We start from the raw sequence: 12763 nt of genomic DNA on the forward strand, positions 1-12763 counted from the left end.
TATTCTGTACAGCAATAGATTTTAGTTTAAATCTATTTTCAGGTATTTGCCTGGAAGCTCAGGATTGGAAATATACCAAGCAGGGTTTCCTTTACTGTCTCTGCCTAGTTTGGCACCTGGGACGGGAGGAATATTCGGTGAAATAAGATTTTGCTGTTTGGGCGGCGTTTTTGCGCTGTATAAGCTGGAAGGAAAGAAACCGGCCTTCACCATTTCATCAATACTATCGAGGCAAGCAGTGATTATCTGATTTATATCTTCGGTAGTATGTGCCTCCGTCATGAAACAAGGAAACCCATCCCATATGTGTATTCCTTTTTCCCGCATCAGGGTGAATAATAATTCACTATACGGAATATCCTCTCTGAATTTAATTTTCCAGAGTGAGCCAAAATGCGCGACAAAAAATGGCAGTTGCTGCCGAGTTAGTTCGGTGTTTAGCGAATTGGCTAGTTGATCGGTTTTGGCAGTAAGGCGTTGTTGCAAAGCAGCCCCTTGCGCCTTCATGTAGAGCAACGACGCCTTGGCTGCCGCCAGTGCCAAAGGGTGTCGCACAAAGGTGCCCGCGAAGTACGTGACGCCTACTTCTGGGTACGAAGCGTCGTCGTACTGCCAGAACCCGCCGTCGAGGGCGTCCATGAAGGTTTTTTGGCCAGCAATAACCCCGATGGGCAAACCGCCACCTACTACTTTGCCATAAGATGCTAGGTCTGCTTTGATACCAAATAGAGCTTGCGCGCCCCCCGGATGCATCCGGAAGCCCGTAATCACTTCGTCGAAAATCAGGGCGGTACCGGAGGCAGCAGTTATTTCCCGCACTCGCTTCAAGAACTCGATAGGTACAAACTCTGGGCGGCGGCTTTGAACTGGTTCCACCAGCACGGCTGCCAGCTCATGCGCCCTCTCCCGGATGATGCGCAGGCTTTCGTCGGTGCCGTATTCCAGGATAAGCATGTTTTGCACGGCTTCCGGCATGATGCCAGGGGCGGCCGGAAACGATACCAGTTTTTTGGTGCCGCGAACCAGTACTTCATCTACTATGCCGTGGTAGGAGCCGGTGAAGGCCACAATCAAGGAGCGCCCGGTTACAGTGCGGGCAACGCGCATCGTGCCAAGTACTGCTTCGGAGCCTGTGCTGCACAAGGCGGCCCGGTCGAAGCCAGTGAATTCGCATATCAACTTGCTGACTTCGCCAGCTAGCTCGTGCTGCGGACCTACCTCGTAGCCTTCCTCAATCTGATGATGCAAGGCTTCGGCAATCGGCGCGGGTTGATGCCCCAGCATCGAGGAGCCGAATCCGTTTAGAGCATCAATGTATTGGTTGCCATCAATGTCCCAGAGGGAACTGCCTTTCGACTTGTTGACCACAATAGGGTAAACCACTTCCTTGGTGAGCGGCTTGAACCCCGAAACCACACGCGGATCAGCCATGTGGGCGCGGTTTTGCTGTGCGTACGCTTTGCTGCTCCGCGTTTTTTGATTGTAGCGAGACGTGAGCTGCCATAAAAATTCCTGCTGCAGTTCGCTCAGTTCGGTTGCTTGCCGTTCGATGCGGGCAGTAGCGCCGAATGGTTTCTTTAGTTCTGCTTCTTCCTCCGCACTCAAGGCGGGTTTAGTTATGGTCTGCGTCTCTTCTATTGGCTGGCTTGGGGCTGGCAACGCAGCAGGAGCCGCCGGAGCGTAGGAAGCTGCCGGATTGCTGGTTTGCAGGAGCATAACCTGCTGCGACAGTAGTTGCAGTTGTTGGGCTACCAGTCCTAGCATGGTATCACCGTTGGGGCTGGGCGCTGCTGCTACAGGTGCCACGGGCGGAAGAACCGGCGCTACGGGGGCACTCACACTAGCTGGTTGCGGGAGGGCTACAGGTTGGTATGCTTCCGGAGGGAGCTTGTTGTCTAAGTAAGTGACAAGTGCTTCTAGCGTTGCGTATTCCTGGTTTAGCTGACGGAAGGTAATGGGAACATTAAATTCCTTCTTTAAAGTAATAGACAGCTGCGTTAGCAATAAGGAGTCAAGGCCGATTTCCAACAGGCTCATGGCGGGCGTTACCCCGTCCATTTCAATGCCTGAAGCGTTTTCAATTAGGTTCTTAACTTTAGCAAATAGGGTATCTCTTCTCATAGGGACTGAAGCGAGGTGCGTAGTAGGTTCAACCTGAGGTAGCACAGGCACCGGCCGAGAGTCTACGGTGACTTTGATTGCGGGGGGCGCTACCCAGCAGGGCTTGCGGTTGAAGGAATAGGCGGGTAAGGTGATTTTGCGTCTGTTTTGAGTAGCATAGAAGGCGTCCCAGGCGGGCTCCACCCCGTGCAGCCATAACTGGCCTAGCGCTTCTAGCATGGTGTGCTGCTCGGTGTGTGTGCCGTGGGGTGTGCCCAAGCTGGAGAGCACCGTAACGGGCCGGGTGTTGCGCTGTTGGCGAGCTAGCGTGGACGTGACACTGCCAGGGCCCACTTCCAGGAGCAGGGGAGTGTCTTGCTGGAAAAGTGTCTCAAGGGCATCGGCAAAGCGGACTGGTAACCGGAGGTGCTGGGCCCAGTACTGCGGGTCGGTAGCCTGGGCGTCGGTCAGCCACGTGCCCGAAACGGTGGAGACAATAGGTTTCTGAGGTCGGCGTAGGGCTACTTTCTCCACCTCGCGCCGAAACTCATCCACAACTGGTTCCATCATAGCAGAATGGAAGGCATGGCTGGTGGGTAAAACGCGGTTCGGAACTTTGTTGTCGTCCAGTAGCATAGCAAACGCGGCAACCGCACTGTCCTCGCCTGCTATCACACAATACTTGCTGCTGTTGATTGCGGCAATCGATAGTGCTGCGGGTAGAAGGCCTTGCAGTTTTTCTGCTTCCAGGCGTACCGAAAGCATGCTGCCGCGGGGCAGTTCGCTTACTAAACGGCCGCGCACCGCAATGAGAGTAAGCGCCTCAGCGAGGGTGAAAACGCCCGCCAAATAAGCTCCCACAAATTCGCCGATGCTATGACCGCAAAAAACGGATGGCTCGATACCCCAGCTTAGCCAAAGTTGGGCCAACGCATACTCGGTAACAAACAGTGCCGGCTGGGCATAGCGGGTATTTTTTAGCGTATCCTCAACTCCGGAAATAATACTGCTGGGATACACAATGTGCCGGATGTCGGCTCCGAGGTGTGGGAGCAGCAACTCGGCACACGTATCCACTGCTTGCCGATACACACTCTCCTGTTCGTATAAAGTGCGGCCCATATTCAGGTACTGCGCACCCTGACCAGGAAACAAAAACACCACTTCGCCCGGTACTGCCTGCAGCGTATTGGCCCCGGCGAGCGAAGTGGGTTCGGTCTGAAGGGCCTGTACTAGTTCGTCGGGGGTTGCCGCCACCACGAAACGACGGTGCGCGAATGGGGCCCGCGTCTTTTGCAGCGTATATGCCACATCGGCCAATTCAGGCTGAAATGGCGCCTGCAAACAAGTGGCTAGGCGCTGAGCGTAAGCGTCCCGGCTAGCCGTTGATTTTGCCGACCACGTAAGCAGTTGAGCCTTGCGTCCTTGGGTTGAGACAGCAAGCTCGTTCTCGAACTCTTCCAGTACCACATGGACATTGGTGCCCCCAACGCCGAACGAGCTTACGCCTGCCCGGCGCGCACCTTGGCCCGCTTGCCACTCTCGGAGCTGGTTGTTTACGAAGAAGGGGCTGTTGGAAAAATCGATATGCGGATTCGGAGTGGTGAAGCCTAGCGAAGGAGGCAACTGTTTGTAGTGCAGTGCCAGGGTAGCCTTGATTAAGCCCGCGACGCCGGCTGCCGTAGTGAGGTGCCCCATATTGCTCTTGATAGAGCCCAACGCGCACTGCTGCCGACCAGCCTGTTCGCCAAAAGCCAGCGTTAAGCCTTCTATCTCGATTGGGTCGCCAATGGGGGTGCCCGTGCCGTGGGCTTCCACATAGCCGATGGTAGAAGGCTCGATGCGGGCATCTGCCAAAGCCATTGTTATAGCGGCTGCCTGCCCTTCGGCACTAGGGGCCGTGAAGCTGCCCTTGTTGCCGCCATCGTTGTTGATGCCTACACCTTTAATTACAGCATAGATAGTATCACCGTCTTGGCGAGCGGCTGCCAGGCTCTTAAGGAGCACCACACCGGCCCCATCGCTAAACACCGTGCCTTTAGCCGCAGCATCAAACGGCCGGCAGTGCCCATCGGCACTGAGCATAGCCCCTTCTTCGTAGAGGTGGCCGCTGTACATAGGCGACGTGATACTGGCGCCTCCAGCTAAGGCCACTGTGCATTGGCCACTCCGCAAGCTCTGAACCGCTTGGGTTATAGCTAGCAGAGAAGTGGAACAGGCCGAGTAAACGCTGACTGCCGGGCCTTTCAAGTTTAGCTGATAAGCCGTGCGAGAAGCTATGTAGTCTTTCTCGTTGGCCGTCATCACCTGAAAGCCACCTACCTGTTCTACTAAGTCCCGATTGGGCTGCACATTGTGCTGGTAGTAGGTGTTGTTGCCGGTGCCCGCGAATACGCCGATACTTTCCTTATAATACTGCGGCAGATAACCTGCTTGCTCCAAGGCCTCCCAAGCAATTTCGAGGAACACTCGTTGCTGCGGGTCCATTAGTTCCGCTAGCTTCGGATTCAAGCCAAAGAAGCTGGCGTCAAACGCATCGGCATGGTTGATAACGCCCCGAGCTTTCACATAAAGCGGGTCGTTTTTTAGCTGCGCTGGAATGATGGCATCTAACTCGTCGGTGGTGAAGAAGCGAGTGGTTTCCCGGCCTTCCTTGAGCAGTTGCCACAGTTCAGTGATGCTATCAGCGCCAGGAAAGCGGCCCGCCATGCCAATAATAGCTATATCGGCCCCTGGCTGGCTTTGCTGATCCTGTGCTTGCGTGGGCTTAGCCCCTGTGGCTGGCTGTTGACCCAGAAAGGTTGCCACTCCGGCCGCGGTGGGGTAGTGGTAGAGCTTTGTTATGGGCAGGGAAAGCTGGTGCTTCAGCTTTAGCACCGCCACCGTCTTTTGCGCCAATAATGAGTTGCCGCCTAGCTCGAAAAAATTATCGTCGGCCCCAACTTTATCCAGATAAAGCAGCTCAGCCCAAAGAGCTGTAAGTTTCTCTTCTAATCCCGAAGCAGGCTTTCGGTAAAGAGTGGAAAGGTCAGGTCGTTGCAGGCCTGGCACGGGCAACGCCTTTTTATCGACTTTACCGCTGGTAGTTAGCGGTAGCTCGTCCATCCACACAAACGCCGATGGCATCATGTAGTCGGGCAGGCTAGTTTCCACAGCTTTCCTTACAGCAGCTGTGTCTTGGTTCTGGGTTTTGGAAACTAGATACGCTAATAGCTTCTTCTCGCCGTCGTCGTAGGTGCGGGCTACTACCACCGCCTGCTTGATGTGGCTGATGGTGTTGAGCATCACCTCCACTTCGCCTAACTCAATGCGGTGGCCACGAATTTTCACTTGGTCGTCTTGGCGGCCCTGAAACTCAATGGTGCCATCGGGGGTGAGGTAACCAACGTCGCCGGTGCGATACAAGCGGATGTTCTCTCCTGCCGGCGAGGTCCAATTGATAAACTTACTGGCCGTTAAAGTGGGCTGATTTAGGTACCCTTCGGCCAGACAGGCGCCCCCTAGGCACAATTCCCCACTACTGCCTACCGCAACAGCGTTCAGGGCGCTATCAACAACCACGACGAAGGTCTTGTCGATAGGCTGCCCAATAGTGGGCAACTCCGGCCAGCTAGCGGCATTGCCTGCCAGCGTTAGCTGCGTTACGACGTGGCACTCGGTCGGGCCGTATTGGTTGTAGAGTGTGCAGTTTGGGAGGGTAGAAAATAGGGTTCTGACTTGCGGCGTGATTTTGAGTTGCTCTCCTGCCGTCATGACTTCTGCCAAGCAAGTAGGAAACAGCTGTTCGTTCACGGCCGCTTCGGCCAGATACTGCAACGCCACGAAAGGCAGAAATACCCGGTTAACTTTCTGCTGCTCGATAAACGCTAGCAGCCCTGTAAAGTCAATGCGTAAATCATCGTCGATAAGAACTAAGGTGCCACCCGTACTGAAGGTGGCGAAGATTTCCTGAAAGGAAACGTCGAAGGTGAGCGTAGCAAATTGCAATGTCCGCGTTCCGCGGGTGGCGCACGAGCTGCGGTTTTGCCATTGCAGCAGATTCAACAGCGGGCTATGTCCCATGCACACGCCTTTCGGCTCGCCGGTTGAGCCCGACGTATACAACACGTAAGCCACCTGGTTCCATGCCGCCACAGCTTGGATGGGGTAACTGTAGTCCTTATCGGAGGCGACAGTCTGCAAGGAAAGGCTTTCGAATATGGCCTGGTCGTGCGTAGGGGCTACGCAAGTAGTAATGCCAGCACCAGCAATAATTTGCTGTAGACGTGCTACCGGATAGGTAGGATCGAGCGGTATGTAGGCTTTGCCCGCTTTCAGGATGGCGAGGAGCCCAATTACCATTTCGATACCTCGGGAGGTACTTATGCCTATAATAGGGTTGTCAGGAGCATGCCGCAGGATAGCTTGTGAAAGAGCATCCGCTTTTTGGTTTAACTGAGAGTAGGTAAGGCGAGATGTGTGGAACTCAACTGCCACTACATCATGATGAAGGATAGCCGCCTGCTCGAATAGTTGAGTGAGCAACAGAGGCCCAGTAGCATCGCTTGGGTTGGCTAGATTTTCAAGGGCGAGTTGCCTTTGCTCAGGTGTCACAGGAATAGAGTAAAATGAAGTAGCTCGGAATGAAGATGTAATTATATTTAAAATGATCTTATTAATGATGAAGATATGGTGAGTATGGCTTAAATGGGCCTTAATTACGCCCTAAAGCTATTTTATTGTGCTCTATTTGTCTGTATATAAAAAACTATTTTATTGGAATATTTATTAAAAATGAAAAATATAAAATATAATTATTTTTATTTTGCGGGTGAAGGGTTGTCTTTTCGTTGGTAGTGCAGGCAGGTAATCGGATTAGGTAAAATGCCACCAAACACATCTGTTCGTGGGCTTTGGTGCTAGCTAAAAGCTATAGGATATAGATGAGCTTCAGGGTTAAAATAGAATTAAAACAACTTCATTTGTATTTCATCTTTAATTTTTGTGTCCTCCATCGATTTGTTGGCCTGCAGCTAAAAAAAACGGCTATTTGTGGGTTAAGATTCGCGCTAATAGCAAGCGCGAAAGAGCAAGTAGACGCGTTGCATAGTCCAGGAGCGAGTTTTATCCCCGTATCTTCGGCCAATTCGTTCTGCGTTCCACACCTAGTTTCTCCCACATGAAAATTCTGTTGGTGGAAGACGAGCCCAAAGTGGCGTCGTTTTTACATAAAGGCCTCACCGAGCAGCAACATTCCGTTGAGGTAGCCACGGACGGACCCACCGGGCTACGCATGGCCCTGGCCGGTTCTCACGACCTTATTATCCTCGACAATTTGCTGCCGGGCCTGAGTGGACTTGATGTATGCCGCCAAGTACGAGCCCTTAATTCTGCCGTACCTATTCTGATGCTCACTGCCTTAGGTGAGACAGACGACAAAATCAAGGGTCTCGACGCCGGCGCCGACGATTACTTGGTAAAGCCTTTTGCTTTTCAGGAGCTGCTGGCGCGCGTACGTGCTTTGGTGCGTCGTCGTCCTGAATCCAATTCTTCGGCGGCTATCCTGCACCTTGCCGATCTTACACTTGACCCAAGCAGCAAGCGAGTGCAGCGGGCTGGGCAGCCTATTCAGCTTACGGCCCGTGAGTTTTCGTTGCTGGAATACCTCCTCCGCCACAAAGGCCGCGTTATTTCCAGAGTCGACATACTCGAGCACGTGTGGGAAACCAGCTTCGACACGGGGTCCAATGTGATTGATGTGTACATCAATTTCCTGCGTAAAAAAATCGACAAAGACTTTACGCCCAAGCTAATCCATACGCTAGTAGGCATGGGCTACGTGATGAAGGAAGAATAAATTTCGATAGAGAGCAACGGTAACGTAGTGGTGCTGATAGGTGCAGCTAGGTTACGGGCGATGCTTGCCTCTTCTAAAATTAAAACCACTAAAACATGAGCATTCGTCTGCGCTTGGCACTGCAGTTTGCTGCCATCCTAGCTGTTACGCTGCTGCTGTTTTCGGTGGTGATTTATTACTTCACCTACCAAGCGCGGCAAGAGTCGTTTACGCAAAGCTTGTTTGCGCGCGCTCGTATTGTGGCGCACGTCTACTTGGATGGTACCAACCGAGCCGATGAAGCTAGCCGAACTTCGTATCGCCGGTATTTGCGCCAGTTCTACCGTACTTTGCCCGAAGAGGAAGTGCGGGTATACAATACCTCCAACCGGGTAGTGTTTCGGGAAGGGCAGCCCACTGAAGTGCCTATACCCATCAGCTTGCTTATGGCGGTTCGCCAAAAGGGCAGGCAAGTGCAAATAGGGCCTAATTTTCATCAAACAGTAGGGCTGCTTTACCGAGATGCGCGCCGCGGCGACTTTGTCGTCGTCGCCTCTTCGGTTGACCTTGATACCCGCGACCGGCAGTTGGGCTTGCGCAACATCATGATTGGTGGGCTATTAGCTTCCTTGGTCATTGTGGGGATAGGGGGGTGGTTTTTCGCCGGCCAAGCCTTGAGTCCCATGCAGAAAGTGGTGCGTGAGGTCGACAGCATCACCGTTTCGGATTTGCACCGCCGCCTCTCGCAGGCTGATGGCTACGACGAAATAGCGCACTTAGCGAAGCGCTTTAATCAACTGCTCGACCGGCTTGAAGTGGCCTTTGCCGGGCAGCGCACCTTTGTGCGCGATGCCTCCCATGAGCTACGCACGCCGCTCACGGTGCTGATTGGAGAATTGGAAGTAGCCTTATTGCAGCAAGAGCGGAGCCCTCAAGAGTACCGCCGAGTTTTGCAAAGCACCCTCGATGCCGCCCGCTTGCTGAAGGACCTCACCAATGGCCTGCTGCAAATTGCCCGCGCGTCCGACGACCCCTCGCAGGTGCCCTTGACCACAGTGAGAATGGATGAGCTGCTACTGCAAGCCCACGAGGAAGTACAGCGTCGGCATCCTACCTGCCGTGTCGACTTAGAGTTTGGTGATATTCCGCCCAAGGTGCGGCAACCCTTTGCCGTACGTGGCAACGAGGCATTACTGCTGTCGGCTCTGCTGAACGTGCTGGAAAATGCCTGTAAGTTTTCAGCCGGTTCCGAGGAGCCGGTGCTAGCTGTGCTTTCAACAACAGCCACTGATGTGGTATTAGAAGTGCGCGACTATGGCGTAGGCATGAGTGAGGCTGACCGTCAGCAAGTGTTCGTCCCGTTCTTCCGGGCCGAAACAATGCGCGCCATTCCTGGGCACGGTATTGGGCTGCCGCTTACTGCCAAAATCATGTCGTTGCACGGCGGATCTGTGCGGGTTGAAAGCCAATTGAATCAGGGCACGCAGGTGTGGCTAGAGTGGCCTGCATTGGGATGAGAGTTTTAACTCTAGTGTGCTTGGTATAAAGCGGTTGGGTAGTATCTATTCTGCCTAGGTGCAAATTAATTTGGTTTTAACTCTTTTTTAACTGTGTCTTAATTACGGCCCCGTAGACTTGTAAAAATTCCAGTGCAGCCTAACTCAATTTGAGTTGATAGCTTGGTTCTTCACTAGCCTCCCTATGTCAATTAAAGCTCAGGCTCCAATCCAAACGGCGGCTTCAACCTCTTCGGCTGCCTCGCCTCTCAAGGCTGGCTACCTGAGCAACCTTGGCAAGGATATTCCATCCGGCTTAGTGGTTTTTCTGGTGGCTTTGCCACTTTGCTTAGGTATTTCGCTCGCCTCGGGTGCTCCTTTGCTGGCGGGCATTATCACGGGCATAGTGGGTGGGGTGATGGTGTCGTGGCTTAGCGGCTCACAACTTAGCGTGAGTGGTCCTGCTGCTGGTCTTACGGCTATCGTTCTGGCCGCTCTCCAAACATTGGGGTCGTTCCAGGCCGTACTGGCCGCTACGGTCATAGCGGGAGTACTGCAAATAATAATGGGCTTAGTTCGGGCTGGTATTATTGGGCTGTACTTCCCCACTTCAGTTATCCGGGGCATGTTGGCCGCTATTGGCCTTATTCTGATTCTCAAGCAAATACCGCATTTGCTTGGCGCTGATACGGATTATTTCGAAGACATGACGTTTCTGCAGTTCGACGGGCAGAACACGTTTTCGGCCCTGAGTGGCGCTTTGCGTTCCTTTGGCTGGGGCTCAGCTTTGATTGGGATGCTGTCGCTGGGCTTGTTGCTGCTTTGGGAAAAAGTGCTGAGCAAGCGCTTTGCTCTTCTCCGAATGATACCCGGGGCACTGGTAGTTGTGGTGCTTTCCATTGCACTTAGCTCGCTGCTAGACCTTACCTTACCCGTGTTGCGCGTGCGGCCCGAGCACTTGGTGCAGCTGCCAATTGTATCGTCTTGGAACGACTTGCTGAATATTTTCACGCAGCCCGACTGGTCAGCTTTCAGTCGGTCGTCTACTTATACGGTGGCTTTCACCATTGCCATTGTAGCTTCTCTGGAGAGCTTGCTCAGCGTGGAAGCAGTGGATAAGCTCGATCCGCACAAACGCGCTACTCCTACCAACCGCGAGTTGATGGCGCAAGGAGCTGGCAACGTGGTGAGTGGTCTGCTAGGTGGCTTGCCCATGACGGCCGTGATTGTGCGTAGCTCGGCCAATATCAATGCCGGGGGCCAAACCAAAGTTTCTGCTTTCTTCCATGGCTTGTTGCTATTGACTAGCCTGCTTTTCCTGGAAACAATTCTCAACAAGATTCCGCTTTCGGCGCTGGCAGCGGTGTTGTTGCTGGTGGGTTACAAGCTTACCAAACCAGCGCTATACAAAACACAGTGGAAACTAGGCTGGCAGCAGTTCCTGCCTTTCATCGTGACCATCTTGGCCATTTTGTTCACCGACTTGTTGAAAGGGGTTACCATTGGGTTGGTCGTAGGGATATTCTACATCCTTAAAACCCACTACGAGTCAGCTTTTTTTATGCGCGCCACGCCCGAGTTGCAAGGCACCGGAGTGTATCATCTTAAGCTGAGTGAGCACGTTTCGTTTCTAAACAAGGCCAGTATTGTCCGCATATTAGAACAGTTCCCGTCTGGAACTCATGTTATCATCGATGGTACTGAATCACAGATGATTGACTATGATGTGTTGGAAGCTATTGCCAACTTTCGTCAGACAGCTTTGGAACGGAGCATCAACCTGGAACTGCGTGGTATTCCGTTGGTCGAAGTGATTGGCCACTAAAGACCCCTGTGTTTGCCAATTGACAGATGTACTGCTTAACCCCGCCTAGCTTGTTTGCACGGCCTTGTGTACGACACCAGTAACGGTGAAGGAGTTACAAGAAAATGAAGACGTTGTGACGAAACTAGAGCACATCTACAGCACGAAAACCATGAAACACGCCGAATAAAAGCCAATAAAGTACACGGTATTAATGCATAAAACAGCCTCTAAAAGGAGGGTAGTGCAAACAGCTAGAAGGAATTAGGCGCCCCGCCGAAGAAAATGAAGATTTGATGCACACAGTGAGTTAGCATTAACCGTCTTGCCGTTCCGGCAAGTTTATTTTATTAGTTAAGTGTGGTTGAAACCGCCGTGGCCTTTGGCTGCGGCGGTTTTTCGCTTACTAACAACTTCGTAACAAGCCAGCCAGTGCAAAACTTCGGTTTCGACCGGAGCCGACTTCGGGCCCGCGGTTGCGTATGCTGTAGCTCCACTAACGTCACAGCAATGCAAGCAGCATATTTCAATCAGTATGGCCCTGCCGAGGTACTGCAGTATGGCGAGTTGCCAACGCCCATTCCCAAGGCCAACCAACTACTAGTCCGCGTGCGCGCTAGCAGCGTCAACCCGGTTGACTGGAAAATGCGAAAGGGAGAGCTGAAATTTGTCACCGGCTACAAATTCCCCAAGATACCTGGCCGCGACGTAGCTGGCGAAGTAGTAGCAGTAGGCGACAATGTTACGCGGTTTGCGCCCGGCAACCGTGTGTACGGCATGCCCAGCGACGGAGTGGGCGGGGCCAACGCGCAGTTTGTTGTGCTGGAAGAAGCAACAGTAGCGTTTATCCCGGAAAAGCTGAGCTTCGAGGAAGCAGCAGCAGTGCCCTTGGCGGCTCTAACAGCTTTACAGGGCTTGCGCGACAAAGCGCAACTGCTTTCCGGCGACCGAGTGCTAATCAATGGGGCCTCCGGTGGCGTAGGGTCCTTTGCCGTGCAGATTGCTAAAGCCTTGGGCGCCGGCGAAGTCACCGGCGTAGCAGGGCCTGACAACCAGGACTTGGTACGCAGCCTCGGGGCAGACCGGGTCCTGAACCACAAAGAGCACGACTTCACAAAGGACTTAAGCCGCTACGACATCATATTCGATGCCGCTGGTAAAAGCTCTTTTGTAGCCAGCAAAGCTGCATTGCGGCGCAATGGTCGTTACGTGACTACCACGCCCGATCCCACCAACCTTCTTGTTGATACGGCTGCGGCCGCCTTTTCCGATAAGACGACGCACATATTCGTGGCCAAAAACAGCGGCTCCGATATGGCCCTGATTTCTGTTTGGTTACAAACTGGTACCATTCGCGTTATTGTCGATAAGACGTTCCCACTGCAGGAAATTGCCGAGGCGCATCGCTACAATGAAAAAGGTAGTGCCGCGGGAAAAATTGTGCTGACCGTGGAATGATTTGAACGGGTTTATAACAGCAAAAAGCCCCCTCTGCAATTTGCAGAAGGGGCTTTACCTAGCTCATGGGTCACTCCGTGCAGAGTGATG

General features: G+C 53.1%; 5 protein-coding genes. 4 read left to right on the plus strand and 1 reads right to left on the minus strand.

Features of this window, described 5'->3' with window-relative positions; translation table 11 throughout:
- Window positions 1–21: 21 nt before the first annotated feature.
- On the minus strand, window positions 22–6624 hold the full coding sequence (locus P1X16_RS05335) for a polyketide synthase (RefSeq protein WP_277226822.1): 6603 nt from the start codon (window positions 6622–6624) through the stop codon (window positions 22–24).
- Window positions 6625–7258: 634 nt separating this feature from the next.
- Between P1X16_RS05335 and P1X16_RS05340 the strand changes: the two genes are divergently transcribed.
- From P1X16_RS05340 to P1X16_RS05355, 4 genes are all read left to right on the plus strand, one after another.
- Window positions 7259–7936 carry a response regulator transcription factor gene (locus tag P1X16_RS05340; protein ID WP_277226823.1) on the plus strand — a complete coding sequence of 226 codons (678 nt, stop codon included), beginning with the start codon at window positions 7259–7261 and terminating at the stop codon, window positions 7934–7936.
- Window positions 7937–8031: 95 nt separating this feature from the next.
- The gene (locus P1X16_RS05345) at window positions 8032–9432 is read left to right on the plus strand and encodes a HAMP domain-containing sensor histidine kinase (protein WP_277226824.1); all 1401 of its coding nucleotides are present in this window, start codon (window positions 8032–8034) and stop codon (window positions 9430–9432) included.
- A 184-nt stretch (window positions 9433–9616) separates the two neighbouring features.
- The gene (locus P1X16_RS05350) at window positions 9617–11236 is read left to right on the plus strand and encodes a SulP family inorganic anion transporter (RefSeq protein ID WP_277226825.1); all 1620 of its coding nucleotides are present in this window, start codon (window positions 9617–9619) and stop codon (window positions 11234–11236) included.
- Between the two features lie 339 nt (window positions 11237–11575).
- Window positions 11576–12673: an NAD(P)-dependent alcohol dehydrogenase gene (locus P1X16_RS05355; RefSeq protein ID WP_277226826.1), complete on the plus strand. Its 1098-nt coding sequence runs from the start codon at window positions 11576–11578 to the stop codon at window positions 12671–12673.
- Window positions 12674–12763 lie beyond the last annotated feature (90 nt).

Source organism: Hymenobacter sp. YC55, assembly GCF_029433095.1.
Taxonomy (GTDB): Bacteria; Bacteroidota; Bacteroidia; order Cytophagales; family Hymenobacteraceae; genus Hymenobacter.

What these genes read in the sequence shown, in the direction of transcription:
- P1X16_RS05340 (WP_277226823.1), top strand. Translation starts at nt 7,259, where the DNA reads ATGAAAATTCTGTTGGTGGAAGACGAGCCCAAAGTGGCGTCGTTTTTA.
- P1X16_RS05345 (WP_277226824.1), top strand. Translation starts at nt 8,032, where the DNA reads ATGAGCATTCGTCTGCGCTTGGCACTGCAGTTTGCTGCCATCCTAGCT.
- P1X16_RS05350 (WP_277226825.1), top strand. Translation starts at nt 9,617, where the DNA reads ATGTCAATTAAAGCTCAGGCTCCAATCCAAACGGCGGCTTCAACCTCT.